This is a genomic window from uncultured Olsenella sp. (genome assembly GCF_959602185.1).
GTDB lineage: Bacteria > Actinomycetota > Coriobacteriia > Coriobacteriales > Atopobiaceae > Olsenella_I > Olsenella_I phocaeensis.
Genome location: NZ_CAUGRZ010000011.1, coordinates 22,053 through 48,140, shown reverse-complemented (window position 1 = coordinate 48,140; position 26,088 = coordinate 22,053). Strand labels below are relative to the sequence as shown.

The 26,088-nt window shown below is 65.5% G+C and carries 28 protein-coding genes; 16 read left to right on the top strand and 12 right to left on the bottom strand.

From position 1 onward, the window contains the following. Positions 1-5 precede the first annotated feature (5 nt). The 9 genes from Q5923_RS08135 to Q5923_RS08095 form a co-directional block, all read right to left on the bottom strand. Positions 6-542, bottom strand: coding sequence for a biotin/lipoyl-containing protein (locus tag Q5923_RS08135; RefSeq protein ID WP_303133373.1), 537 nt, complete (start codon positions 540-542; stop codon positions 6-8). A 9-nt stretch (positions 543-551) separates the two neighbouring features. Beyond that, the gene (fabF, locus tag Q5923_RS08130) at positions 552-1,796 is read right to left on the bottom strand and encodes a beta-ketoacyl-ACP synthase II (protein WP_303133371.1); all 1,245 of its coding nucleotides are present in this window, start codon (positions 1,794-1,796) and stop codon (positions 552-554) included. A gap of 24 nt (positions 1,797-1,820) precedes the next feature. Then, a complete protein-coding gene (gene fabG / locus Q5923_RS08125; protein WP_368501958.1) occupies positions 1,821-2,555 on the bottom strand; it encodes a 3-oxoacyl-[acyl-carrier-protein] reductase in 735 nt (244 codons plus the stop codon). Between the two features lie 59 nt (positions 2,556-2,614). After that, on the bottom strand, positions 2,615-3,547 hold the full coding sequence (locus tag Q5923_RS08120; RefSeq protein WP_303133367.1) for an ACP S-malonyltransferase: 933 nt from the start codon (positions 3,545-3,547) through the stop codon (positions 2,615-2,617). Further along, complete coding sequence (locus Q5923_RS08115; protein WP_303133366.1) at positions 3,535-4,479, bottom strand: nitronate monooxygenase; 945 nt, start codon at positions 4,477-4,479, stop codon at positions 3,535-3,537. The genes Q5923_RS08120 and Q5923_RS08115 overlap by 13 nt, the downstream gene beginning before the upstream one ends. Before the next feature lie 6 nt (positions 4,480-4,485). After that, positions 4,486-4,725, bottom strand: coding sequence for an acyl carrier protein (locus Q5923_RS08110; RefSeq protein WP_009278871.1), 240 nt, complete (start codon positions 4,723-4,725; stop codon positions 4,486-4,488). Between the two features lie 147 nt (positions 4,726-4,872). Next, positions 4,873-5,892, bottom strand: coding sequence for a beta-ketoacyl-ACP synthase III (locus Q5923_RS08105; protein WP_303133365.1), 1,020 nt, complete (start codon positions 5,890-5,892; stop codon positions 4,873-4,875). Position 5,893: 1 nt separating this feature from the next. Next, complete coding sequence (locus tag Q5923_RS08100) at positions 5,894-6,541, bottom strand: MarR family winged helix-turn-helix transcriptional regulator (RefSeq protein ID WP_303133363.1); 648 nt, start codon at positions 6,539-6,541, stop codon at positions 5,894-5,896. Between the two features lie 431 nt (positions 6,542-6,972). Continuing rightward, entirely contained in the window at positions 6,973-7,956 is a 984-nt protein-coding gene (locus Q5923_RS08095; protein ID WP_303133361.1) for a hypothetical protein, read from the bottom strand. 582 nt (positions 7,957-8,538) lie between these two features. On the opposite strand from Q5923_RS08095, the gene Q5923_RS08090 reads away from it, so the two are divergent. The 4 genes from Q5923_RS08090 to Q5923_RS08075 all read left to right on the top strand — a co-directional run bounded on the left by Q5923_RS08090 (position 8,539) and on the right by Q5923_RS08075 (position 14,426). Beyond that, positions 8,539-9,960, top strand: coding sequence for a tetratricopeptide repeat protein (locus Q5923_RS08090; protein ID WP_303133359.1), 1,422 nt, complete (start codon positions 8,539-8,541; stop codon positions 9,958-9,960). Positions 9,961-10,063: 103 nt separating this feature from the next. Beyond that, a complete protein-coding gene (locus Q5923_RS08085) occupies positions 10,064-11,827 on the top strand; it encodes a class I mannose-6-phosphate isomerase (RefSeq protein WP_303133357.1) in 1,764 nt (587 codons plus the stop codon). Between the two features lie 91 nt (positions 11,828-11,918). Beyond that, positions 11,919-12,863 carry a type I phosphomannose isomerase catalytic subunit gene (locus tag Q5923_RS08080; RefSeq protein WP_303133356.1) on the top strand — a complete coding sequence of 315 codons (945 nt, stop codon included), beginning with the start codon at positions 11,919-11,921 and terminating at the stop codon, positions 12,861-12,863. Positions 12,864-13,259: 396 nt separating this feature from the next. Then, positions 13,260-14,426, top strand: a complete 1,167-nt coding sequence (locus tag Q5923_RS08075) for a Fic family protein (RefSeq protein ID WP_303133354.1) — start codon at positions 13,260-13,262, stop codon at positions 14,424-14,426. On the opposite strand, the gene Q5923_RS08070 is transcribed toward Q5923_RS08075, so the two are convergent. Beyond that, a complete protein-coding gene (locus Q5923_RS08070) occupies positions 14,421-14,813 on the bottom strand; it encodes a PhzF family phenazine biosynthesis protein (RefSeq protein ID WP_303133352.1) in 393 nt (130 codons plus the stop codon). The genes Q5923_RS08075 and Q5923_RS08070 overlap by 6 nt on opposite strands. Before the next feature lie 145 nt (positions 14,814-14,958). Here Q5923_RS08070 and Q5923_RS08065 point away from each other — a divergent pair, with 145 nt between their 5' ends. The 8 genes from Q5923_RS08065 to Q5923_RS08030 all read left to right on the top strand — a co-directional run bounded on the left by Q5923_RS08065 (position 14,959) and on the right by Q5923_RS08030 (position 20,195). After that, positions 14,959-15,348 carry a type II toxin-antitoxin system RelE/ParE family toxin gene (locus Q5923_RS08065; protein ID WP_009278862.1) on the top strand — a complete coding sequence of 130 codons (390 nt, stop codon included), beginning with the start codon at positions 14,959-14,961 and terminating at the stop codon, positions 15,346-15,348. Positions 15,349-15,804: 456 nt separating this feature from the next. After that, a complete protein-coding gene (locus tag Q5923_RS08060) occupies positions 15,805-16,488 on the top strand; it encodes a hypothetical protein (protein ID WP_303133351.1) in 684 nt (227 codons plus the stop codon). Next, positions 16,403-16,924 carry a site-specific integrase gene (locus Q5923_RS08055; RefSeq protein WP_303133349.1) on the top strand — a complete coding sequence of 174 codons (522 nt, stop codon included), beginning with the start codon at positions 16,403-16,405 and terminating at the stop codon, positions 16,922-16,924. The genes Q5923_RS08060 and Q5923_RS08055 overlap by 86 nt, the downstream gene beginning before the upstream one ends. Next, entirely contained in the window at positions 16,921-17,097 is a 177-nt protein-coding gene (locus Q5923_RS08050) for a hypothetical protein (protein WP_303133347.1), read from the top strand. The genes Q5923_RS08055 and Q5923_RS08050 overlap by 4 nt, the downstream gene beginning before the upstream one ends. 137 nt (positions 17,098-17,234) lie before the next feature. Further along, the gene (locus Q5923_RS08045) at positions 17,235-17,990 is read left to right on the top strand and encodes a type IV toxin-antitoxin system AbiEi family antitoxin domain-containing protein (RefSeq protein WP_303133345.1); all 756 of its coding nucleotides are present in this window, start codon (positions 17,235-17,237) and stop codon (positions 17,988-17,990) included. Continuing rightward, positions 17,978-18,907, top strand: a complete 930-nt coding sequence (locus tag Q5923_RS08040) for a nucleotidyl transferase AbiEii/AbiGii toxin family protein (RefSeq protein WP_303133344.1) — start codon at positions 17,978-17,980, stop codon at positions 18,905-18,907. The genes Q5923_RS08045 and Q5923_RS08040 overlap by 13 nt, the downstream gene beginning before the upstream one ends. Positions 18,908-19,590: 683 nt before the next feature. Continuing rightward, a complete protein-coding gene (locus tag Q5923_RS08035) occupies positions 19,591-19,944 on the top strand; it encodes a YraN family protein (RefSeq protein ID WP_303133342.1) in 354 nt (117 codons plus the stop codon). Between the two features lie 146 nt (positions 19,945-20,090). Continuing rightward, a complete protein-coding gene (locus Q5923_RS08030; RefSeq protein WP_082719540.1) occupies positions 20,091-20,195 on the top strand; it encodes a helix-turn-helix transcriptional regulator in 105 nt (34 codons plus the stop codon). Positions 20,196-20,229: 34 nt separating this feature from the next. On the opposite strand, the gene Q5923_RS08025 is transcribed toward Q5923_RS08030, so the two are convergent. Both Q5923_RS08025 and Q5923_RS08020 read right to left on the bottom strand, forming a co-directional pair. Next, entirely contained in the window at positions 20,230-21,603 is a 1,374-nt protein-coding gene (locus tag Q5923_RS08025; RefSeq protein ID WP_303133340.1) for a hypothetical protein, read from the bottom strand. Between the two features lie 17 nt (positions 21,604-21,620). Continuing rightward, positions 21,621-21,995 carry a GntR family transcriptional regulator gene (locus Q5923_RS08020; protein WP_303133338.1) on the bottom strand — a complete coding sequence of 125 codons (375 nt, stop codon included), beginning with the start codon at positions 21,993-21,995 and terminating at the stop codon, positions 21,621-21,623. A gap of 683 nt (positions 21,996-22,678) precedes the next feature. On the opposite strand from Q5923_RS08020, the gene Q5923_RS08015 reads away from it, so the two are divergent. The 4 genes from Q5923_RS08015 (at position 22,679) to Q5923_RS08000 (ending at position 25,930) form a co-directional block, all read left to right on the top strand. After that, complete coding sequence (locus tag Q5923_RS08015) at positions 22,679-23,080, top strand: hypothetical protein (RefSeq protein WP_303133336.1); 402 nt, start codon at positions 22,679-22,681, stop codon at positions 23,078-23,080. 8 nt (positions 23,081-23,088) lie between these two features. Next, positions 23,089-24,216, top strand: a complete 1,128-nt coding sequence (locus Q5923_RS08010; RefSeq protein ID WP_303133335.1) for a relaxase/mobilization nuclease domain-containing protein — start codon at positions 23,089-23,091, stop codon at positions 24,214-24,216. Positions 24,217-24,273: 57 nt separating this feature from the next. Beyond that, entirely contained in the window at positions 24,274-24,849 is a 576-nt protein-coding gene (locus Q5923_RS08005; RefSeq protein ID WP_062530748.1) for a hypothetical protein, read from the top strand. Positions 24,850-24,922: 73 nt separating this feature from the next. After that, complete coding sequence (locus tag Q5923_RS08000; protein WP_303133333.1) at positions 24,923-25,930, top strand: hypothetical protein; 1,008 nt, start codon at positions 24,923-24,925, stop codon at positions 25,928-25,930. The last annotated feature ends 158 nt before the right edge of the window (positions 25,931-26,088 follow it).

The window sequence follows — 26,088 nt, the reverse complement described above, 5'->3', positions numbered from 1 at the left end:
GCCGCCTAGCACAGCTTCATGAGCGTGCAGCCGAACTCCACCAGCTCGCCGTCGCCCACGCACACGTCGATGACCTCGCCGTCGCGCTCGGCCACGACCTCGTTCATGAGCTTCATCGCCTCGATGACACAGAGCGTGTCGCCCTTGCGCACCTTGGATCCCACGTGCACGAATGGCTCCGCCCCGGGCGAGGGGGCGGCATAGAACACGCCCACCATGGGGGCGGTCACCGTGGCCACCTTGGAGAGGTCGAGCGGCCGCTGGTCCGGGTCCAGGCCGTCCTCGCCCGGGATCGTAGCCGCCATCGCGCCCTCGTCCGCAGGCGAGAGGGCCACCGCATCCGCGGCGGAGGGTGCCCCCGGCAACGTGGCATCAGCCACGCCCGCCACGCCCGCCGGCAATGGCGCGGAGGCGGACGTCGCCGCGACGACGGGCGCGCACTCGAGCTCTATGACCTCACCAGCCTCCTCGAGGCGCAGGCGCGTGAGTCCGTTGGACCTGAGCACCCGAGCCAGGTCGTCGACCCTCTTCGCATCGATCATCTCGACCACCTATCCCTCGAAGGAGCGCAGCACCAGGGCCGCGTTGTGTCCGCCGAAGCCGAGCGAGGTGGAGAGCGCCCAGCGCGCCCGGAACTCGGCGGCCATCAGCGGCGTGTAGTCGAGGTCGCAGTCCGGGTCGGGGTCGGTGAGCCCCATCGTGGGCGGCACGACCCCCTCCTCCAGGGCCTTCGCGCAGGCCAGGGCCTCGATGGCCCCCGCGGCCCCCAGCATGTGCCCCGTCATCGACTTGGTCGACGACACCTTGGCCGAACGCGCCGCCCCCTCGCCGAGCGCGGCCTTGAGTCCGCGCGTCTCCGAGAGGTCGTTGAGCTTGGTCGAGGTGCCGTGCGCGTTGACGTAGAGGCCCTCGGCGGCGTCCAGGCCCGCCTCCGCAGCCGCCTGCCCAATGGCGCGCGAGATGCCCGAGGCCTCCGGGTCGGGGCTCGTCATGTGGTAGGCGTCGCAGGTGTTGCCGTAGCCCATGACCTCGGCGTAGACGTGGGCCCCGCGGGCCAGGGCGTGGTCGAGCTCCTCGAGCACGAGGACCGCGGCTCCCTCCCCCATCACGAAGCCGTCGCGCCCGCGGTCGAAGGGCCGGCAGGCGGTCGCGGGGTCGGGGTTGCGCGTGAGGGCCTTGGCGTTGGCGAAGCCGGCCACGGCGAGCTCCATGATGGCCGCCTCCGAGCCGCCGGCCAGGATGGCGTCGGCGTAGCCGTGCCTGATGGCGCGGAACGCCTCGCCGATGGCGTGGGACGAGGTGGCGCAGGCCGTCACCACGGGAAGCGTGGGGCCGTAGCACCTGTGCCTGATGGCCACCTGCCCCGATGCCATGTTGGCGATCATTGCCGGCACCAGGAAGGGAGAGACCCTGCCGGGGCCCGAGCCCCTCAGCACGTCCTCGTTCGCCACGGTGGTCTGGATCCCACCGATGCCCGAGCCCACGTAGACGCCCAGGCGCTCGTGGTCCACGGCGCCCTCGCGGTCGAGGCCGGAGTCCGCCATGGCCTGGCCCGCCGCGACGAGCGCATAGAGCACGAAGGGGTCGCTCCGGCGGGCCTCAGCCACGCCGAAGGCCTCGCGGGCGTCGAAGCTCTTGACCTCCGCGGCGACCTTGACCTTGCTGCCGCTCGCATCGAACTTGCTTATGGGACCGATGCCCACGCGTCCCGCCCTGAGGGAGTCCCAGGTCTCGGCCGCGGTGTTGCCCACGGGCGAGATGGCCCCCAGGCCGGTGATGGCTACCCTGTGCTCCATGTGCGAACTCACGCTCCCCATTCTCTACATGCCCATTCCGCCGTCGACGGGCAGGACGGCCCCGGTGACGTAGGCCGCCGCGTCGCTCGCGAGGAAGGCGATGGCCTCCGCCACGTCCTCCGGCTCGCACAGGTGGCCCAGGGGAATCTGCCCCTCGTACCTCTCCCTCACCGCATCCGGCAGCTTCGCCGTCATGTCCGTCCGGACGAAGCCGGGGGCGACGGCGTTGCAGGTGACCCCGCGACCCGCCAGCTCGCGCGCCACGGACTTGGTGAGGCCGATGAGCCCCGCCTTCGAGGCGGCGTAGTTGGCCTGGCCCGCGTTGCCCATGACGCCCACGACGGAGCTCACGTTGACGATGCGGCCCCCGCGTTGGCGCATGAGGGTGCGGCAGAGGGCGCGCGTCATGTGGAAGGCGCCCTTGAGGTTCACGGAGAGGACCGCGTCGAAGTCCTCGTCGGACATGCGCGCCAGGAGGCCGTCGCGGGTGACGCCCGCGTTGTTCACGAGGGCCCAGACGGAGCCGAAGTCGGCCAGGACCTGCCTCACGCAGGCGGTCGCCTCGTCCCCGTCGGCCACGTCGCAGCGGTAGCTCCGTGCCGTGGCGCCCAGGGACTCGAGCTCCCCCACCGTCTTGCAGGCCGCCTCGTCGTTTCCGGCGTAGACCACGGCAACGTCGAACCCGTCCCTCGCGAGGGCGATCGACGTCGCCCTGCCGATCCCGCGCGAGCCGCCCGTGACGAGGGCCACCCTGCGCACGGGGGCCTCGGCTGGTCCCGTGGACACTCCGGCCGCGGACGTCCCTGCGATCGCGTCGCTCATGACTCTCTCCCCTCGAGATGCGCCAGCACGGCGTCGAGCTGGTCGGGCGTCTCGCAGGGGAGCGCGGTGGCTCCCCGCGCGATCCTGCCCACGAGCTTGGTGAGCGTGCTGCCCGGACCGACCTCGACGAAGGTGTCGACCCCGAGGCCCACCAGACCCTCCACGGTCTGCTGCCAGCGCACGGGACTCGACGCCTGCCGCGCCAGAAGCTCAGCCATGGCGGCGGGGTCGTCGGGGTAGGGCCGCGCCGTGGCGTTGGCCCACACGGGGACGGTCGTGGGGACGGGAAGCGTGCGCGCCAGCCACTCCCGCAGCCCGTCGGAGGCGGGTGCCATGAGCGGGCTGTGGAAGGCGCCCGAGACCGCCAGGCGCATGCAGCGCCCGCCCGCCTCGCGCACCAGGGCGTCAAGCCGCCCGAGGGCCTCCTCGGTCCCCGCCACCACGGTCTGTTCCGCGCTGTTGTAGTTGACGGGCCAGGCGTCGCCGGCCTTTGCGGCGAGGGCCTCCACGCGCCTGGCCGGAAGCCTCAGCACGGCCCTCATGCCCCCGGGATTCCTCCCCGAGGCGGAGTCCATGAGCTCGGCGCGACGTAGCACCAGGTCGAAGGCGTCCTCGGGCGAGAAGGCCCCCGCAAACGCTAGTGCGGACAGCTCCCCGAGCGAGAAGCCCGCCACGGCGTCGGGCCGCACGCCATGCGAGGCGAGCGCGCGGGCGGCCGCCAGGTCGCAGGCGAAGACGGCGGGCTGCGTGTTGCGCGTCTGCGCGAGCTCCTCACGGGAGCCCTCGCGGCAGAGCCTGCCCAGGCCGGGCATGCGGGCCTCGAGCAGCTCGAAGGTCTCTTGGGCGGCGGGCTCGCGCGTGACGAGGCCGTCGGCCATGCCGGGTTGCTGGGCTCCCTGGCCCGCGAAGAGGAGGGCTACCTTACCCATCTCGTCGCCCCCCGAAGCACTTCCTCTGCGCCTTCGAGCAGGTCGTCGACGATGTCGGCCGCGGGCTGGCGCCTGGTCACCATGCCGGCGGACTGGCCGGCCATGAAGCTGCCCTCCTCGTAGTTGCCGTCCACGGCGGCCTTGCGCAGGGAGCCGCGGCCCAGTTCGGCGAGCTCCTCCTTGGAGGCGCCCTCCCTCTCGAGCTTCGCGTACCTGCGCGAGAAGGGCGTCTTGAGGCAGCGGACGGCGCCGTCGTCCCTGCGGCCCGTCACCATGGTGGCGATGTCGTTGGCCTTGAGGATGCGCTCCTTGTACTCCTCGCTCACCGTGCACTCGTCGGCAACGAGGAAGCGCGTGCCCACCTGGACGCCCACGGCGCCAAGCATGAGGGCCGCAGCCACCCCCCTGCCGTCGGCGATCCCGCCGGCGGCGACCACGGGGACGTCCACTGCGTCGACCACCTGCGGCACCAGCGTCATGGTGGTGAGGTCTCCCACGTGGCCGCCCGACTCGCCGCCCTCGGCGACCACGGCCACGGCGCCGGCGCGCTCCACGAGGCGCGCGAGCGCCACGGAGGCGACAACGGGGATCACCTTGATGCCGGCGGGCACCCACGACTTCATGTGCTTGTTGGGCGTGCCCGCCCCCGTGATGACGACGGGGACGTGCTCGTCGACGACCACCTGGGCGACCTCGTCCACGAAGGGGCTCTGGAGCATGATGTTCACGCCGAACGGCCTGTCCGTGAGCTCGCGGCAGGCGCGGATCTGACCGCGGAGCCACTCCGCGTCGGCATTCATCGCCGAGATGACGCCCAGGCCGCCCGCGTTCGAGACGGCCGAGGCAAGGGAGGCATCGGCAATCCAGGCCATGCCACCCTGGAAGACGGGCTTCTCGATGCCGACGACGTCGCAAATGGGTGTGCGGATCATCTGGTGCTAGCCCTTCTGGGCGACGAGGCCGTCGACCAGCGAGACGAACTCGCCGATCGTCTTGGGGTTGGCCTCGGCGTCGATCTCGATGTCGAAGTCGCCCTCGCAGGCCATGACCGCCTCCACGATGGAGAGCGAGTCGAGGCCGATCTCCTCGAAGCTCGTCTCGGGCGTGAGCTCGCCGGTAATGCCGTCCTGCTCGCGGAGAATGTCGCAGATGTGCTCGAACGTGGTCTCCTTGGCCATGATGGCCCTCCTTCTGTCCGTCTTGACCTGTTCTTCCCTTGTCCTTGCGGGGCGATGGCCCCTATGGTCACGGGCGAGCCTCCGCCCGGTGATGCCCTGGGTCGCCCGCCGTCGCTCCCGACGGCGGCTCGTGGTCCCTCTCGGTGGTCACGTCAGTGGTGCCTTGGCGGCCGCGTGCGGAAGGGCCGGGCCCGTCCCGGCGGCCCCCTCCTCCCATCTGATCAGGCAGGAGCCCACGGAGAGCCCCGCCCCGAAGCCCACGATCGCGACGGTCTGCCCTGCCGTCAGGCCGCCCGACCTCACGAGGTGGTCGAGCGCGTGGGGAATGCAGGCGCTGGAGAGGTTGCCCGTCTCGGCCAGCGTCCGCACGACGCGCGAGGCGTCGATGCCCAGGCGCGACGCAGCCGAGTCGAGGATGCGACCGTTGGCCTGGTGAAACACGAAGTGGTCGATGTCCGCCACCTCCATGCCCGCGTCTGCCGCGAGGGCGCGCACCTCTCGCTCGATGGAAGTGACGCCGAACTTGAAGATCTCGCGGCCGCGCATGGAGAGCAGTTGCGGGCCGCGGACGGTCTTGTCGAAGGGGCTGCTCCCCGGGATGCCGGGGAGGTCCAGGGCGCCCGTGTCAGGCTGGGTCGACAGCCTGAGGGAGAGGAGCCCCTCCCCCTCCGCACCGAGCACCGCCGCCGCGGCACCGTCGCCGAAGAGCACGCAGGTGGCGCGGTCGGTCCAGTCGAGGTAGCGCGTGCACCTCTCCGCCGAGACCACGAGCACGCGGCGCGCCCTGCCCCTCGCGAAGATGCCGTCCGCCACGTCGAGGGCGAAGACGAACCCCGCGCAGGCCGCGGCGAGGTCGAACGAGGGGCAGGAGGCCCCGATGCTCCCCTGCACGACGCTCGCCTCGGCGGGCATCACGTGGTCGGGGGAGGTGGTGGTGCAGATGACGGCGCCGAGCTCGGACGCGTCGACGCCCGCGGACTCCAGGGCGCGCCGCGACGCCTGGGTCGCCAGGTCGTCGAGGGTCTCGGTGGTGCACACCCGGCGGGCGCGGATGCCCGTGCGCTGGCTGATCCACTCGTCGGAGGTGTCGAGGAAGCCCGACAGCTCCTCGTTGGTGACGCGCCTGGCGGGAAGGGCGCTGCCCGTCCCAAGGATGCGAAGGCCCATGCTACTTCTCCTCCTCTGCCCTGTAGAAGGCGGCGAGGCGCTCGATGCCCGCGTGGAACTTCCCCATGTCCTCGAGGGACATGCCCTCCATGATCGCGGCGGCCATGCGCATGTGGAAGATCGTGTGGAGGCGGTAGACCTCCTCGCCCTTCCTGGTGAGGGCCACGTTGACGCGTCGGCCGTCGCTCTCGTCGCGCTCCTTGATGAGGAAGCCACGGTCGACCAGGCGGTTGACTCCCGCGGTCATCGAGGGGATCCTGACCATCGCCTCGGTGGCGATCTGGCTCACGCTTATCTGCCTGTCGGTGTGGAAGGTCTCGTCCCCCACGATCTGGATAATGCGCGCCTCGCTCATGGTCACGCCCAGGCCGCGGACCCGCTTGAACATCTTGCTCTCGACCGTGTCGACCGAGTTGTAGATGGAGACGAGGAGCTCGCTGATCTCGACGGTGATGCGCTCGGCAGCCTTGGCGTCGGGGGTGGGGGTGACGGGCTGGCCGTCGGCCATCGCGCCCGCGGCGGGGGCGACGTCAAAGGTGGTCCGACCGTCGGCCGCAGGGCCGTCAGCGGGCGCCATGCCAGTCTTGACGCCGCCTCTGAGCTCGTCAATCGCGTCCACCAAGCCACCACCGATCCAGGTCTGGGCCATGTCGGGCAGCCTCTCTCCCCCCACATGGCGTGAAATTTAGTTAGTTAGACTAACTAACTAATCCGGAAATGGTGAGAAGGCGAGAAAAGCGTCACACAACTGACACATGGGACCTGGACGCGCAGAATTGCGCCCGCATCTCTCGCCCGCCATATGCCTAGCACGCGCCAGCGCACATACCGCAGCAACGAGCACGCGCGAGCGCACGCGCTTTTCGTCCACCACGCACGAACGCACAACGCAGCTCGCGTTTGCCCAGTTAATGAGGGCCGCCAATGTGCGTAACAGCGTGCTCGCCGCCAGGGGCGTGCGCAACAGCGTGCTCGCAGCCAAGACCGTGCCCGCCGCACGCACGCACGCGAACAAGAAAGCGCCGCGCAGCCCCTCGGCCACGCGGCGCCAACTCCCAACTCGCAGGTGATCCCGGCCACCTACTGCGCGGCCAGCTCCCCCTCTCCCGCAGCAGAGCCCTTGCGGCTCAGCAGCTTGGAGGCGACAGACTGCCCGGGCCTGCGCAGGCCGCGGGCGTCAGGCATGTTGATGCCCAGGCCCAGGATGGTGTTGGCGAGCCACACGAAGAACAGCAGCGTGACGATGGGAATCACGCAGCAGGTCACCACCATGACGGCAAAGGCCTCAATCATGCGGTTGAGGACGTTCTTCGCGGACTCGATGAACGACTTCGCGCCATCCGTCACCGCTTGGACGGCGTTGCCGACGGCATCCACGACGTTGGTCGCGACGGTGGTCGCGTCGTTCGCCCGGTCCTGTACCCAGCTTATGAAGTTATCCAGGACGTTCCTGTCCTCCTGGGTCTGCTCGCTCGCCTCGGGCTCCGGGGCCGCCTCCTCCACCTGGGGCTCCTCGATGGGAGACTCCTCCGGCGCGGACGTCACGGCCGCGGTCACCGACTCGACGTCCGCCTTGTACGTCGCCTGCACGACATCGGACACCATCACGCTCGCCGGGACCACCAGGAATCCCGCGACCGCAAAGACGGCCAGACGCAGAGCGAAGCTGCGGAACAGCGTCTGCAGCCCGGCGTTCTGGTCCCAGCGCAGGCGTCCGCTCGTGACCACGGCGGCGACGGCGAGAGCGCAGCTCAGTGGGATGAGCAGCCTGAACGCTGCCAGGCTGAAGATGGTGAGAAGGTACTTCTCAAGGTAGATGGCAGCAAGGACGATGCCCAGGTCGACGCTGAGCTCGACGAGCTTCTCCGCGATGGGCGCACCGAAGTCCCCCGGGATGAGCGAGATGCCGGCCGAGAGTGCCGTGGCCACCGTGACCAGTCCGGTCGCCGTCTCGGCGTGGGCATTGAGGGAGGCAATCTGCGAAGTCCAGGCGTCGGGACTCGAGAAGTGGTCGGCCAGCACCGTCGCCGAGACGATGGCGGCAACCAGTGCGGCAGCGACCATCAGAAGGCCACCCAGCTCCATGCCTGCGACGCGGCGGCTCAGGCGCCCCGCCTCGGAAGGGGCCTCCGCCAGCGTTTCCTCGGCCGCCCTGGCAATGTCATTGGCGAACGTCGGAGCAAGCTCCGCGGCGTCATTGCATCTTCCGGCACGGAGCCCGAAGCCTCCTCGAACGTCTCTTCCCTCTCGCTCATGTGACCTCCCCATCTCTCGGCTGCAGATGTGCGGGCGTTGCCCGCATTGCCCATCTTGCTAGCTTGGAAGGCGGCAGTCGTTAGCTGGCAGCTAACTAGTCGGGGGGGTAGCAAGTCGTCTGTAAGCGAGCTGACGACAGTTACGTACGGCAGTCGGCTGGCGGCTGACTGCTGGCGGCAGCCGACGACCGAGCTGTGCATTTCAAAAATGAAATGCACAGCTACCTACGTTTTCCCAGGTCAGCAGGAGACGGCGTACATTCTAGAAATGAAATGCGCACCTCTCCCCCAGCCATGCACCCCTCCCCTAGAATGGGTACACGCGCCGAGCCGTCGCTCGCGCACGGAACCGACTCGCCGACCGCCCGCCCTCGCGCATGCAGGAGGCCCCATGCAAAAACTGTCCGAGCTGCCGCTCCGCGCATACCTGGGCCACCCCGTCATCGTTGACCTCAGGCTCACCCGACACGACCTCGAGGAGCTGGCGCGGCAGATCACATCCGCGCCGGAGCCGCAACTCCCTCCCGAGGCCCTCGAGGCGCTGCCCGACCACTGGGACTTCGATGCCGATGCCAGCCTGGCCTGGCCGCGCGTCGACCACGAAAACGGCGTCTGTCTCTACCTACTGTGCCCGTGCAGCACCGCCGACCACCAGATCATGCCCCAGTACGACCTCTTCGGCGGCTTTGGGCTGACGCTGGAGCGCATCGTCGACCAGGATGCCCCCGACTGCAAGGTCATCGACATCCTGAGCTGGGAGGACATGCCCGAAATGCTCAAGGCGCACACGCGATGGATCGGCAAGCTATTCGAGGAGTTCCCGGGCGTCGAGGAGGCGCGCGGCGACGAGCGGCTCGACCGCTGGCGCGACCCGCTGTACCCCGACGTCGTGAGCGCCGTGCTCTTCCCGTCCGAGGGTGAGGGCGACGCGGACGCACATCCCTGGCGCGTCTTCGCGCGCGTCGAGCGTTGCGCTATCGACCCGGACGAACCCGACGCGCCGCACTGGGAGGCGACGCTCGCCGCCGTGGTGCCGTTCCCGGACGAGAAGGGGGCCACGGAACCGGGAGCCGCGGAAGGCGTCGGGACCACTGACGGCGACCTACAGGCCGGCCTCGACCTCCCCCAGCCGGGAAGCAGGCTGTGGCTGGGCATCGCCCGTACAGAGGAAGACGGCAAGGTCCTGGGCCTCTACGCGTTCGAGGCCCAGGACCTCGGCGCAGAGGACTACGACCCTGAGGTCGACGCGAGAGAGGACGGCGAGCTCTCGCTTGCCATCGGCGCGCGCTACTACCAGGAGGGCATGGTCAGCGAGGGGATTCACCGCGTGGTCTGCTTCGAGCTCGCGGAGCACTTCTACCAGGCATCGGCCGAGCGTGGGAACGCACGGGCCATGTGCAACCTGGGCCACGTCTACTCGTACGGTCGGCTGGGCGAGAAGGACTTCGACGCGGCCGCGAAGTGGTTCCGCAAGGCGGCGGTGCTGGGCAACGCCGAGGCCGCGTGCAAGTACGGCGACCTGCTGTGGCAGGGGCACGGCGTGAGACGCGACGACGAGCAGGCCTACTTCTACTACCAGATGGCCTACAAGCGCGCGAAGGACGAGGGGGACGGTGCCGTCTGGGGAAGCGCGGCCCTGAGGCTCGCCGGCTGCTTCGAGTACGGGCGAGGGGGCGAGAGGGACCACCATCGCGCTCGCGACCTCTACCTCGAGGCCGAGGCGGGCCTCCTCGAGGCGGTGCCGGACCAGCCCTGGTACAAGGGCCAGCTAGCGCGCGCTCGCGAGGGACTGGAGCGGCTAGCGAGAGAGTAGGCTTGCGTCTCTCGGCTCGCAGCGTGACGTCAGCCGCCCGCTTTTGGCGAGCGGCAGCAGGGCTCCAGGCGGGAGGGCGAGGTGCGCAGTGGAAAGGACGCTCATGAGCGACTACAGGCTACGTCCCGAGGTCAGGATCCACGACGCCGAAAGGGGCGTCCGCGGCTGGCCCGCCGTCCTCGCCGCCGTCAGAGGCAGGCTGGACGAGCTCGCGGGCGAGAGAGGCAGCAGGCTCACCCTCGCCATCGAATGCTATCCGGGGACCAACATGGACGAGATCCGGCAGGGCCTCGTGGAACCGCTTGGCGCCGAAGCTGCCCTCCTTGCCGACGACTACGCATGGGACGCCCCGCGCGTGCAGGCGCGCATCGCCGACACGATCACCGACGACCGCGTGTTTGGCGTCCTCTCCCACTACACGGCGGACGAGTTCTTCGACGCAGGCCGCGTGGGGCAGGCACGCGCCAGGCTTTCGTCCGCCCCGGGGCTCTCCGTGGTCTTTGGCGTCGGCGCCACCGTCATCTGCCCTGATCCCGACCTCCTGCTGTACGCCGACCTCACCCGCTGGGAGATCCAGCTGCGCCTGCGTGCCGGCATGCCCAACTGGAAGGCAGACAACGCCGACGAGGACGCCCTGCGCAAGTTCAAGCGCGGCTACTTCTTCGAGTGGCGCATGGCCGACCTCACCAAGCGGGCGCTCTTCGACCGCGTGGACTTCGAGCTCGAGACCAACGTGCCCGGCGAGCCCAAGATGGTGCCGGGCGACGCCTACCGCGCGGGCCTCGCCCAGGTCGCGCGCCAGCCCTTCCGCCTCGTCCCCTACTTCGACGCGAGCGTCTGGGGCGGCCACTGGATGCAGGAGCGCTTCGGCCTCGACCCCGACGCGCCCAACTTTGGCTGGGCCTTCGACGGCGTGCCCGAGGAGAACAGCGTCATCCTCGACTTCGATGGGGTGCGCCTGGAGATTCCTGCGATCAACGTCGTGCTGCGCGAGCCGGACGCGCTCCTGGGGCCCAAGGTCCACGCCCGCTTCGGGGCGGAGTTCCCCATCCGCTTCGACTTCCTCGACACGATGGGTGGCCAGAACCTCTCCCTGCAGGTCCATCCGCTGGTGGAGTACGCGCAGGACAGGTTTGGCATCCACTACACGCAGGACGAGAGCTACTACATCCTCGACGCGAGCGAGGACTCCTGCGTGTACCTGGGCGTGAGGCCCGGCGTGAGCCGCGAGGAGATGGTGGCCGACCTCAAGCGCGCCGAGCGCGGCGAGGACCGTTTCCACGACGAGCGCTTCGTGAACCGCTTTCCCGTGAGGAAGCACGACCACGTGTCGATTCCCGCTGGCACCGTGCACTGCGCCGGGCCCAACACCGTGGTGCTCGAGATCAGCGCGACACCCTACATCTTCACCTTCAAGCTGTGGGACTGGGGTCGCGTGGGGCTCGACGGCGTCCCCCGCCCCGTGCACGTCGACCACGGCGCGCCCAACATCAAGCTCGACCGCGACACCGACTATGCCCTCTCGCAGCTGATCGACCGGGCGGACGCCCCGCACCAGGACCTTTCCGACCAGGAGGGCGTGGTGATCCAGAGGACCGGCCTCCACGAGCTCGAGTTCATCGAGACAGACCGCCACTGGTTCGAGGATGCCGCCACGGTCGACTGCCACCAGAGCGTCAACATGCTCAACCTCGTGGAGGGCACGAGCGCCCGCGTCGTGAGCCTGGACGGCAGCTTCGAGCCCTTCGACGTCTACTACGGCGAGACCTTCGTCGTGCCCCAGAGCGTGGGGCGCTATCGCATCGAGAACACCGGCGACCGCACGCGGCACGTCGGCGTCATCCAAGCCTTCGTCCGCAACCTTTAGGCGGCAGGCAGCGGGTGCGCCCGTCGCACGTGTGGACCGCGATAGGTCACGAAGGTCCTTGCCCGACCACAACGTCGAAAGGAAGAGTCCCATGCGGCCCCTCAAGCTCATTCCCTTGTATGACAGGACCATCTGGGCTGGCGAGCGACTCTCGGTCCTCCGGAACCGTCCTGCGGCCGGCGAGGGGACGAGCTGGGAGATCTCGGTGCATCCCCATGCCCAGTCGGTGGTCGCCAACGGCCCCGACGCCGGCCGCACCCTGCGCGAGCTCATCGATTCCGACCCCGAGGGCATGGAGGGGCCGGGCATGGGCGACGCGGAGCTCCTGCGTCTCGCCTTCCTGGACGCACGCGATCCGCTGTCGGTACAGGTACATCCCGACGAGGCCTATGCCCAGGCGCATGCGCGCGACCACGGAAAGACCGAGGGCTGGTACGTGCTCGACGCCGACCCCGGTGCAGCGCTGGTGGTCGGCTGCGACCTGGCCAGCAAGGACGAGGTCGCGCGGGCGATTGCCGACGACAGCATCGAGGACCACCTCTGTCGCGTGCCCGTGACGGAGGACGACTTCGTGTTCGTGCCCGCAGGCACCCTTCATGCCCTGGGCGCGGGAATCCTAGCCCTCGAGATCGGCACCAACTCGAACACCACCTATCGCTTCTACGACTACCATCGCAAGGACGATGAGGGCAACGAGCGAGAGCTGCACGTGCGGAGAAGCCTGGACGTGGTGAGGCTCGACTATCGCGGCAATGTCGTGCACACACCCCTTGACGGCATGCCCAAGGAGAGGACGCTCGTGAGCTCCCCGGAGTTTGACGTCATACTCATAGACGTCGCAGACACCCATGTCCTGCCTGCCGACCACGCCCGCTTCCGCACGATCTCGTGTGTGAGGGGCGCCTGCGACCTCGTCTGCGGGGGTACGAGCACGCATCTGGGCTACACCGAGTCGGCGTTCCTTCCCGCAGCGCTCGGAGACGTCCTGGTGACGGGCGACTGCCGCTTGCTCGTGGGCATGCCCCACCGCCGCTGAGTCTTCTGGGCTCGTGCCAGCTGGTCGTGCCAGCCGGTCGTGCAGAACTCGTCCGAGTCAACGAATTCCTGTCATCTCGGACGAGTTGTGAATCCGCTCCCTCCGAGGACCTCCGAGAGATGAGACCGTGCGCCCCCCATGCCTTCCCTATGCCTTCTTCTGAGTCTGCCGCGCCAGCCCCGCCATCGGCGCGTTCGGCGCCCGGGTGCTCTTCTCATATCCCAAATTGCACGTGACCCAGCTATCCCAATTTTCGGAATGCGATGCAGGGTGCGTAACGTCACCCAAAAGTCGTTAGAGTCACTCGAGATGCTCTAACGACTTTTTTTAAGCGAAAAAAGTCGTTAGAGTCTATCATGTTCTCTGTAACGACACTTTCCAGTCATAAGGAGAATCATGGAGTTCGTCCCCAGCGGACAGGGATTCTTGCGCAAGAACCTACATGGTGCCATGGAGTACCAGTCCTTCGTGCCCACCCCACTAAACGAGGTTGTCCCCCTCGGGCTCGGAAGCGACACCCATCGCCTGCTTAGCACCTGCTCGCTCAAGCTTGGCGAGCTGAAGGGGATGCTGAGGTTCATCTCCAACGCAGACATGTATCTCGCCATGTACGTGCGCAAAGAGGCTCTCCTCTCCGCACAGATCGAAGGGACACAATGTACCTTCGACGACGTGCTTGACCCCACAAGGACGGACCTCATCGGGCATGAAGTCGCTGATGTTGTGGCATACGTGAGGGCAACGGAGCTTGCGGTCCAGAGAATGAAATGCCTTCCCCTTTGTATGAGACTGCTCCGTGAGGTTCACAAGAAACTCCTCGATGGAACACGAGGGACAGAGAAGAATCCAGGAGAGGTACGGACCTCCCAGAATTGGGTTGGACCGACAGGCTGCACGATCAAGGGGGCAGCTTACATACCTCCCAATATCGAAGACATGAATGCCGCGCTTTCGGAACTGGAGCGCTTCATCAACGAGGCAGACTCTGTTGACCCGATACTCAAGGCCGCGCTTGTACACTACCAGTTTGAGACCATCCACCCCTTTTTGGATGGCAACGGCAGGCTCGGGAGGCTGCTCATTACGCTCTCCCTGCTTAACGATGGAGTGCTGACGGGTGCCGTGTTCTATCCCTCGTATTACCTGAAACTAAACAGGTCCGAGTACTACACAAGACTCATGAATGTGAGACAGAGGGGAGCCTATGAAGAGTGGGTCGCATTCTTTTGCAAGTGCCTCATAAAAAGCGCCGATGATGCCATCGAATCGCTGGATCGGCTCGTCGAGCTTCGCCGATGCAACCTAGAAAAGCTGGGCAAGGCAACGGGGGTGTCTGTACAGAATGGTCAGCGTCTGCTGGACCTCCTCGAAGCAAGTCCCTTCGTAAGCATCGGCGACGTTACCGAAAAGCTGAACATCGCCCGAACCACTGCCAGCAAGCTAGTGGAGGGATTCGAAAGGCTCGGGATTCTCGTGCAGCATGAGACTGGCAGGCGCCGCTATCGCACGTTCCAGTACGAGGAATATCTCAGCATCCTGAGACAAGGGAGCGAGCCACTATAGGGCCTTGCGCGCATTGATGCGCATGCTAGAAACACAGGCGAACGCGCGGGGCGCGGCAGCCAGGACCCAGAGCCAGCGGCTACGGCGCTTCGGCGCAAACGAGCGGGATACGCAGCCGTACTCCGAAGCCGTCGGCGTGACGTGTCGGAGCAATCCGTCGAGCCCCTCGCACGCGTCAAGGCCTGGCTCAAGCGAGCGGACCTCCTCTTCCGAGCCGAGCACGCACAGCAGGTCGCAACCCGCCCACGCCTCGACGGGCCGCACGCCGAGGGCGGTCTCCGTGGCTATGCCCTGCATGAGGCGGTCGTCCAGCCAAGAATCAACTATGTAGATCGCGGCGGGGTTCCCCGAGAAGACCTTTTCGGCGAATGCGTCCGTCCGCCGCATATCGGCGCATGTCCATTACTGTTGCTCCAAACCGTCACATCGTGAATCTTGAACGGACCGGGAAGCTCACGTACGTGTCGGAGGACGAGCACGAGAGGCACCACCTGGCGCGCAAGGGCACCCGCCGTCCCGGGTCGACCACGCTATGAGGTTCAGGCTCACCGAGCTTGCCGACGAGGACCTCTCCGGCATTGAGGACTGGGTCAGGGTGACCCGCGGGGCCGACACCGCAGACGAGGTGTCGGGCGACATAGACGCGAAGATGCGCGAGATCGCTGAGCACTCTCTTCGGTCCACCGTCTGCCAGTTCGACGGGGAGCACGGCCTCCTGCACGAGTACCGCAGCGCGGGCACCGACCGATTCAAGGTCTTCTACTGGGTGAACGACGCCGAGGGTTTCGTCGAGATTTGGCGCGTCCTTCATGTCCCGTCCGACTTCACGCGCATGGGCTGGTACGCCGGGAGGCAGCCGGCTGCCCGAGGATGGCGAATAGGCGTTTGCACGCATGCCGCTCGTCCTGCGGGGGTTCCGTGATCGTCAGATGAGGGTTCCGCGAGTGACGGGAAGACGGTCCCGCACGACCTGAGATCAGCAATATCGACGCGCGTCCTTGCCTCGCCGTGCGCTTTCGCACTTGTCGGTAAGATGTCGGTAGCAATATCGGTCACGTGACAGTCAAAACCCCGACCTGTCTTCGCAGGTCAGGGTATAAGTTTTGGTCGCGGGGGCAGGATTTGAACCTGCGACCTCCGGGTTATGAGCGAGTCAAGCTGGAGGTTCCGCAAATTCTCCCTCGTCTACCTCGTCTGGACGCACTGCGCCGAGCAGGCGTTTTGCGTCTCTTCGCGTCTCCAACGGTCTGCAGGATTCTGCTTCTCCTGCATCTCCAACCTCGTTTTGGCGGTCATTTGGCGGTCATTTGGCGGTCACTTTGGCGGTCACAATGTCGGTCAGAAACGGCTGTCGAAAACCGAGTGGAAGGAAGTGGAGATGCAGGACCTTACCTACACCAGCCGTGGCCTGAGGAGACGGAGAAACAGCGACCGATGGGAGGCGGTCCTCTCGCACACCGACCCCGTGACGGGCGAGGTCGTGAGGACGTTCCACACGGTCGAGGGCAAGACGCGCCGGCAGGCGGAGCGCGCACGCGACGCGCTCATCTTGGAGCTCGAGCGCAAGGGAGGAGCCGTCGGCTCCTCGATGAGCGTGCGCGAGTTCATGGAGCAGTTCCTCGCCTACAAGGAGGGCTCGGGCACCATAGAGCCCTCGACGGCGCGCGGCTACCGCGCCGAGGCGCGCCAGATAGACTCCTACATCGGAAACGTCCGCCTGGCGGACCTCTCAGTGGAGGACGTGTCGGGCTGGATGCGCGACATGAGCGCCGACGGCTACGCGCCGAAGAGCGTGTCGAAGCCCTTCCGCCTGCTCAAGCAGGCGCTCAAGTGGGGCATGGCACAGAACCTCATCACCAAGAACCCCCTGCGACTTCTGCAAGCCGCCCAAGCGCGTGAAGACGCCCATCAACGCCCTGCCGCGCGAGGAGCGCACCCGCATGCTGGAGCTGGCGAGGCGCGCGCAGCCGGCGCCTTTGGGCATATCCATAGAGCTCGCCCTCACCACGGGCATGAGGCGCGGCGAGGTCTGCGCGCTCAAGTGGTCCGACCTCTCCGATGACGGCACCATAACCGTGAGCCATGCCCTGGGGAACGGCGATGGCGGCTTCTACGTGAAGGAGCCCAAGACCTCAAGCTCGCTGAGGACGATTCCCCTCACCAGGCGCACCTTCGACATGCTGCGCCTGGTGAGGGCGGACGCCGTGCGCATCGCCAACGAGTTCGCGCTTCCCTTCGGAGACCCCTACATACTGGGAACGCAGCAGGAGAAGAGCAGGCCCTACAACCCCACGCAGCTCGGCAAAGACTTCGCCACCTTCTGCAAGATGAACGGCTTCAAGTGCACCTTCCACGACCTCAGGCACACCTTCGCCACCATGATGATCGCGGGAGGCTGCGACGTGCGGACCGTGGCGAGCTACCTGGGGCACGCGAGCGTGTCGATGACCCTAGACATATACGCGGGCGTGGACCGGAGGCCAAGCGCACCGCCGTGAGCAAGGTCGAGGAGAGCTTCGACGCAGAGATGGGCGGCTACGGCGACGCCATCATGGACAACGTCTTCGGAGCTCCCAAGCGCCGCGAGCCCGCGATCAGCTTCTCGGTGGACCAGCTCAAGGCGATGCTCGCCGCAGCAGAGGAGAAGGAGGCGGGCCATGGGCGTCTTTAGGCTCGTCTGGCGCTTCGTGCGCTGGCTCTTCCGCGCCGTCTCGCGATGGATGTGAACAGATGAATAACGCTGATTTACAGCTAATAATGCATGGATACGGTTACAATTTGTACCCGTTTCCACTATAATTCGTCTGTATGAAGTTCAAAGACTACATAGCATCACACCAGGCGTTCACGACAGAGGACATCTATGCCATAACGTCGAGGGAGGCCGCGCACACGCAGCTGCAGCGCGCCGTCAAGTCCGGCGAGGTGGAGCGCGTGCGCCGTGGCATCTATGTGTCCAAGACCGGCAGGTTTACCGGCGAGGCGCCCGACCCGTTCCTTGTGGCCAGGACGGTCGACCCCGAGGCCGTGATCTCGTACCACTCCGCCCTCGTCGCCCACGGCGTCGCCCACAACGTCGGCTTCGAGTGCTCGTTCAGGTCCGCGAAGGTACGTTCGCCGTTCGAGTACGGGGGCGTCCGCTACGTCCCGTACAACCTCGACGATAACCCGCAGGCGCAGACCATGCGCTCAAAGTCGTATGGGACGGTTGGCGTGACCACGCGCGAGCAGACTCTCGTCGACTGCCTCACATACCCCGGGAGGGTTGGCGGCGTTGAGGAGGCTGTGCGGTCCTGCTCGGCGTTTCCCTACCTCGACGTTGATGCCCTGCTCGAGATCCTCGGTAGCGCTCCTGCAGCCGTCGTCGCCCGCACGGGCTGGCTCCTCGAAGCAAAGCAAGCTGACTGGGGCGTGGCGAGCGAGAAGCTCCTGTCGCTCGAAGCGAGGCTCGGGAGCGGCCCGTCCAAGCTCGACCCGAGGTCAAGGGAGAACGAGGACTGGAGCCCTCGCTGGAAGCTGTACCTTCCCGAGACAGAAGAGGAGATCCTCTCATGGACACCATGAGCACCGACGAGTTCGAGCCGAGGACCGTGGACAAGGTCGAGCGCCTGCTCGACCTTCTGGACGAGATGGAGCGGCACCCCGCCCTCAGGGGCAAGCTGGCGCTCCACGGCGGCACGGCCATCAACCTCTTCATGCTCGACGTGCCGAGGCTCTCGGTAGACCTCGACGTCTCCTACATCGGGAGTGTCCCGCGCGAGGATATGCTCGCTGACAGGCCGCGCGTCGAGGCGGGCATAGAGGCCGTCGCGCAGGCGCTGGGCTATGCGGTGGAGGCGCATCCCGGCGGACATGCGGGACGAACCTTCCTGCTGCGCTACCGCGGGGACTGGGGAGTCGACCACGTGAAGATCGACTGCATCTACATGAACCGTTCGCCCATCCTGCCGCCCGTCGTGCGCGAGACACCCGTGAGGCCGGGCGCCAAGGTCCGCACGTTCGCGGACGCCGAGCTCGCTGCCGGCAAGGTGAAGGCGTTCTTCGATCGCGTGAAGGTCCGCGACCTCTACGACGTCTCGAATCTGCTCAGCGTCTACGGGTCGCTCGAGCCCGATGGGCAAGAAACAGCGCATCGGCTCGCCCTCTACTACGCCTCGCTCTCTGCATGCTTCCCGAAACCGTTCGAGGGCAGGGAACGGCGCTTCACGGACAGGCTTTCCGAGCTCGCGGACCAGCTCTACCCGATGCTGCGCTCCTCGACCGAGCGCCCGACCCTTGAGGGGCTCATAAAGGATGTCGAGCGCTTTACAGCGGAATGGGTCCTGCCCAGGACAGATGGAGAGCGTGAATATCTCGAGCGCCTCGCAGGAGGTGACTACCGACCGGAGCTCGTCTTCCCGGACAAGGTGATGGCCGAGTCCGCCGCCGTGAACCCCGAGGCACTCTGGAAAGTCGAGAACCTCGGGAAGATGCAGCGGTAGCGCGACCAGCTCCGCGCCGTTGAATGTAATAGACTCTAACTAGTAAACCCGCCTGGCCTCTGCCTCCGAGCACGCACACTGGCGGGTCTTCTTTATGCGATGCGCCTGCAATCTGCCCTGCCCCGGGCCCGAAGGCTAAGGGCAGCCGCATGGGCCGATCTCCTGTTGAGACGATCGGCGTGGTAGCGGAGTGACCTTCTCAACCCGACACCAGACACAATGTCAAAGCAAACGCCAGGGGCCTCCATGCACCGCAGCGGGCAGACCACAACGCACGAAGCGCCCCGAGCACCTCATGGGCATGACAACCGCACACCGCACGGCATCCACGAGAGCGCCCGGTCGCCCAGTGAAGCCGCCAGCAGCCAGCCATGCATCGCATCTCCGCCAGACGCCCCAGTGCAACCAGATACGCAACGCCTCGCGGCAACCACATCGCCGCAATCCCACGGGCAGCCTCCACGCACGCCCCACCCCGCCTCGCCTTGGGAGCGAAGACTCGCCCACGGTCGCTCTAGAGCAAGGGGCGCGAAAACTTTTCCGAGAGGCACAAGGCGCCCCTCGGAAAACTCGGGCGCATCCGCGTTTCGCTTTTGCCCCTTGCGCTGCCGCTTTCCCGCAGGCGCCATCCGCACCACAAGGCGCGCCAAGGGGGCGGGCCCAACACGAGGAGGCAGACAGCCATGGGAAAGAGCATCGACGAGAGGTCGCACGAGGCAATCCGCGCATACCTGAGGCACAGGGGTATCGAGGTCCTGGAGGAGGGCTGGGCGCGCGGCTCGGGCAGCATCGACCCCATCGCCATGGACGACGAGGAGCTCGTCTTCGTGGACGCCGCCACCAAGTGCGGGGGCCACGACATGCCCCGTGAGGAGCCCGACCAGGGGCGCTTCGAGCGCATCGCGGCGGCCTACCTCGCCGAGGCCGAGGTGGAGGGCCTCACCAGCATCCGCTACGACATCGTGAGCCTCCTGGTGACGGGCTCCGAGAAGGCCCTCCTGCGCCACCACAAGAACGTCCTCAGCGACGGGAGGTAGGCCCCAAAGCGGCTGCCCCGGGCCTTCGGGCTCGGGGCAGGCCGTCTACTTCGGCATCAGTGGGTCCTGGAAAACCTGGACCTTCCTCATGACCCTCGTGGGCATAGCCGAGGTCTTTTCCGGGTCAGTCGGGATCGCGGCAGACCATATCCTCCATCGAGCGCGGTGACTACAACCCCACAATCAGGCTCTGCCGCGCCATCTGCAAGGCCCTCGACCGAACGCTGGACGAGCTCTTCTGGGAGGACTAGCCGTTTTTGGCCGGGAAGTCGGTGACATGTCCCACTATGCATCAACTAAGGCCGAGGTGACTTCCTCGTAAACGGTCTCGGTCTGTGCCGTGTCGCTCGCGCCCAGAAGGTAGGTTGTGCCGCTCCTCGTCCGCACGAGGAGCCAGGGGCCGACCTCGGGGTCCAGGCACACCTTGAGCGATCCGTACGCGTCACTTGAGAAGTTACCTTCGAGGAAGGTTTCACTCGCGCCGCCAAACGTGCGCGTCATCTGGGGAAGTTGGTCAACCAGCTCCACAGACACCACGTCGTCCATGTCAATCTCATAGGTTGTGAGCGAGTGGTGTGCCCGAATCTTCTGCTCGCTCAGCTCAAGCGTCACAGGAGCTCCAAATTCCTCCGCCATGAACGCTCCCGCCACGGGCAGGCAGAGCAGCAAGCAAGCGAGGGCCACTACAATCGCCTTTCCCGCCGGCCGTGCCAGGTTGATCGACGTGTTGATGCCCACGCGCTCGTTCACTATGAGTTTGGCATCGTCGGGGTTATAGTAGAAGATGCCAAAGATCCAGTGATCGTCCTCGTCCACGTAGAGGCCCTCGCCGCTGGCCTTTGTAAGACGCTCCTGCAGGCTGCGCACGCGCATCTCGGTTGCAAACGCCACGATTCCGAGGACCGTGCAGGGAAGCATCATACCGATAAAGTACAGATTGGCTGAACCCTGGAAGAGGAGCTGCGCCCAGCTCATGAATGCAAAAGACGCCGCCGCGACGAGGAACACCCTCGCCCAGGCGCGCCGGCGTATGCGCGTGAGCGTCTGCGTGAGGGCGGTATTGTCGTCCACCACCTCGCTGCGATTGCGGTAGCACCAACGGAAGATTGCCCACATCATGAGCACGCATGCGGCAAACAGCAGGTAGATTACTAAGTTGTCACGATCGAGCAGGGCGGGGACCAGGCTCGTCGCGCAGATGAGGACAAACCATATGCTCGAGACGCGCGGGTACGACTGCGCGGCCACCCCGATATCGGCCACCGTCACGCGCTGGGTCGCGGCGCCTCTGGTCCGCCAGCCTCGCTCGTCCTTCAGGGCCGCGAGCCTGCGGTTGGTGAGCGCGTAGATCACCTCGGGCACGATACAGACCACAAGTATCCAGACGCTCCAGCAGAACATGCTCAACCCGGCCCACGCTCGTACCGTTCCTGTCGCCGCACCGCCAAGTGCCGCAGCCACGAGCACGATAGCGCACGCGAGCTGTAGGCGACGGTAGCTGGTAAGAAGCGCCTTTACCTGCACGTCTTCCCGCGCCTCGCGCGGGAAGGTGACGCCGATGACAATGTTCTTCTTGAAGCGCGCTGTGTTCCTGAGCGTCCACCATATGAGGAGTGGAATCCAGCTGCAGGAGAGCCATAGGATAGTCGCAGTGCTCATCATAAACTTCCTTACTTCTAGCGATACGCAATCTCATCCAGCAGGCGCTCGCAGAGCGCGAGAACCTCTTTGCCTGACATCCCACCGGCCACCAGCTCAGCCAGGCGCATCCGCAGCGCGTCCACGATGCCGGGATTGGGGTCTGAGCTGCCATCGGGCTCGCACACGAAGGTGCCACCCCTCCGGTCGCCGCGCACGTGTCCCTCCTGCTTGAGGAGCTGATAGGCCTTGCTCACCGTCATGGCGTTGACGCCGCACTCCGATGCGAGCGCCCGCACGGTCGGCAGGCGCTCGCCAGGCGCAAGCTCGCCTTCGGCGATGCCCCGCACGATCTGATCGCGGATCTGCTGGTAGATGGGTGTCGCGGTTGAGAAGTCCAGCTGCAGGAGCATGGTGTGAGCCTCCAACGATGTCTGTATCGTATGTATTACTCACAATAACACATAACAGACAAAGCTGCAAGCGCAGAGGAAAGCACAGTCCAAGCCGCTTCCGTCATCGCATCATTTTCCATTGTATGATCTGTACCTACAGCAGATCTGCCTTGGAGGAATCGGGGTCCGGCCATGTCCTCCCATTAAGAGCTCGTCTTCGACACGAGCGCTCAACTCCTCGGCGCAGGAGTTGACCGGATAGAGAGAAGCAAACCCGCGATTTGGTTGAGCATACGTCCCGCAAGAGAATTCTTTCCGGACCATCATCAAGGGCCCCTTTTCGTGCGCTCAAACGCTGCTCCCGCGATGCGCCCGGCGGGACTTCTCAATTTTTTCACCAAGGGGCGCACATCTTGAGCGAATCATTCGTTGTATTGGATAGAGGAGGTGATCGAGCTTGCCATGGAATGAAGCGAGCAGCCTATCTTGTGCGCACAACGCACGAGATAGCGCTTGTCGGCACCGGGGGCCGCGCCCATCGCGCTGCCACTTCGATGGCGCGTCACCCCACCCGGATGCCGAGCGACGGGAGCACGCGCGCGTGCGCACGTGATACGCTCCTCTGCGGGGGATGCCCCGCGCCCCTGGGAAGCCCGGACGGATGTCCGGGCAAGACGCGCCTCTCGGCGCCTAGGGGAACCATGGAGAGATTCGACAAGCGCCTGCACATACGTGTGAGCGAGGCGGACGTCGAGCGCGCGCAGGAACTCGCGGGCACGCTGAGCATCACCACTTCCGCGCTCGTGAGGCTGCTCCTGCAGCTCCCGGCGGAGGACGTCGCGGCACGACACCACGTGGTGCTCGACCTCGCCTGCGCCAACCGCCTCTACCGCGAGCTCAACCAGTGGGGCTACCAGCAGAACCAGGCAGCCCACGCCCTGAACCGCATCGCCTACTACCTCAGACGCGAGGCCATGGACGCATCCGACGTCCTGGAGGAGCTCGCCTCGGTGGAGCGGCAGCTGGAGCGCCTGCGCGAGAGAGCGGATGAGATCGCCGTTCCCGTGCGCAAGGTGGCAGAGTCGCGTCTGCTCTTCCTGTAGGTGCGCCCATGCCGTTGCTCAAGCCCATATCCGGTCACACGTCCTGCCGGGGCGTCTACCGCTACCTCACCAAGAACGAACGGGCCCTCGCCTCCGACTACCTGAACCTCGACGCTCCCGAGCAAGAGAACGCCGCCTTCAACTGGGCGGCGGCGATGGACGACACGCGCTCGCGCTGGCGAAACGACACGCCCTGGGGAGACAGGCCCTGCCGCACCTACAAGCACTACGTACTCTCGCCGGACCCGAAGGACCACGTGAACCTGGACGCGCTCCGAGAGCTCACCATCGCTTGGGCGCGCGAGCACTTCGGCGACTTCGAGGTGGCCATCGTCTACCACGACGACAATGCTGGCCATATACCTCATGCCCACGTGGTCGTGAACAACACCAACATCGTCACGGGGCGCCGCCTTCAGGATCCCGACCCCAAGGAGCTCAAGCACTCCCTGCAGCGCATGGCCAAGGAGCGCGGATTCTCGGACTTCGACAGCGCCGAGGAGAAGGCGTCCGTGCGCGGACGAGTGCGACCCCGCACGCTGCAGGCAGAGCACGTGCGCCGTGCGGAGCGAGAGATCGCCGAGAAGGGCGGCTACTCCTGGGTGGCGGACATCCGCGCCCGCATCCGCGTAGCGCGCTCCGTCACGAGGAGCGAGGACGAGTTCAGGGGGCTCCTCAAGAGCCTGGGCGTGGGGGTCGAGGGCAACTCCGCCAAGGCGCGTCGCCGTGATTGGGTGTTCTCGCTCGCCGGGCATCCCACCTGGCGCGTCTCAGGCGAGAGCCTGGGACTTGGCTACGGGCGCGAGTCGCTCATGCGCGGCTTCTCGCTGGGTGCGGCAGGGCATCTCGCGGACGCAGGCGAGCGCAGAGTCGCGGAGCTCGCGCGCCCCGCCGTGGAGCTCGACGACCTGTCTGAGTTAGAGAGGCTCTCCGAGGCGCTCGCGTGGCTCAAGGGCAACCGCATCCGCACGGCGGCGGACCTCGCCGCCAAGGGCACAGGCAATCCCGAGATGACCGCCTACGTGCTGGGCCTCGACATTCTCAAGGAAGGCGGCACCGAGCGCGCGCCATGCGCCGAGGCCGGCGAAGCCTTTCTCCCGCACCCTGGACGCAAGCGCCCAGCGCAACACCACTGAGCACGCAAGCGAGCACCAGCGCACACGCCAGCGCGATGACGGAAGGGAAAGCCAGCGATGATCGTGAAGACCTACTACCAGGACGGGCGCATGGATGCGTTCGACACCGCCAACCTCACCGACGCGAGCATGTACCGCGGGAACGTCGCTACAAACTGGTCGCTCGACCTATCCGGAGCCATGCGCGATGGCGGCATGCTGCTCCTCTCCATGCGTTGGTACCCCGCGCCGGGCCAGGACGCACCCGCCGGGCCGGAGGGCCTCCCCATAGCCCGCAGGCTCGACGGGCTCTGCGTCGTCGTGGCGGACAGCGAGGACGTGCCGCAGCTGTCCATGGTGACGGTGGACGGCGAGTTCGCGCTCCTGCGCGTGGGGGACGGCCTCGTGGACTGCAACCGCCTCGCATGGGCCTCGCGCATCGCCGACGGCCTGCCCGCCCAGGCGGTCTCGGCGCACCAAACGCTCAGCATGCTTGTAGGCGATGGTGCAGACGGCATCGACGTGGAAGCCGAGGTCTGCCGACAGATGGGCTTCGACCCTGCGACGTATGCGCTTGTGGAGGGGATGCATGAGATGACGTGTGCCAATCAAGAAAATACTGATGAGAGATTCAGCAAGGGTCCGCTTACCTAGAAAATACGCATAGCTCAACCCTGCAGATGCAATAATCCTCTTAAGGCAAAGCACGTTATTAGCCAGGTGAAAAATGAAAATTCATTACTTCCAACGCTACCAGCAAAAAGAAAACGTTGCGACTGCGAACACGATGCTGTTACTATCGCGCCTATACCAGTATTCCCCCGATAAGTTCTTCCGCTTTCTAAAGGCAGAATCCGATGCTTTTGAACCGGAGGTTACTTTTACCCTGCAGGAGAAGAACGAGTCCAGCGTTCCCGACGCGACGATTACCCAGGAAAGCTTCAAGGTCGTCGTGGAGACAAAACGGTCCGATAAGTTCGATCTGAATCAGTTAGTGAATCACCTTGCTGCATTCGACGATCAAAAATACAAGCGGCTAGTTACGCTTGCACCTATTCCAATGAGTGAAAGCATGAAGAAGCTCGTCGAGGCTGAGATATCAAAGCACAAAAAAGCCTCGGGCGAAAAATTTGGCATCGTTCATGTAAACATGACATTCAAAGAGTTGGCAGATGCGGTTCAGGACGTCCTCGATGACCATGATTACGATATGCAGGAGGTGCTCGACGATTACATCGACTACTGCCGCCATGACAATCTGATTGTCGAGCAGGACTCTTGGAAGTACCTGCGCATGCGGCTATGCGGCACCACCTTTGACTTCAATAAGAAGAGCGGTCTGTACTACGACAAAGCCGAACATGGATTTAGACCACATGACTATCTCGGCTTGTACAAAAACAAGAGTATCCGGTCGATCGGGAAAATCTGCGCGCGCATTGTAGCGTGGGAAGAATCTGGGAAAATGCGGTATCAGCCTGAATTCGGGGAGTGCACAAAAGAACACATGGACACAATCGTTGAGGCGATAAAGGACGGGAAAAATTACGGCTATGATTTGGCCGCAGAAAAGCATCGATACTTTTTCGTGGACCAATTTGTTGAGACTGATTTCAGAAAAGTCACCCCGTACGCTCCAATGGGAGCAAGGATCTTCGACCTCACTGATGTTTTAGGCGCTGACAGTCTCCCTGACGTACAAGAAATCGCAAAAGCACTTAGCACGAAAACATAGAGCTAAGTGCCTGGAAGCTGTTTTTCTGACAATAGGGCAAACACCGAACTGATAGCAGAATGCGCCTCGGATGACCGGGGTGCATTTCGTTCACATTCTCTCTCGTATTCTTATCGCTCCCGTTCCTCCGCCCGCGACGCCGCGCCGGACGCCCTACA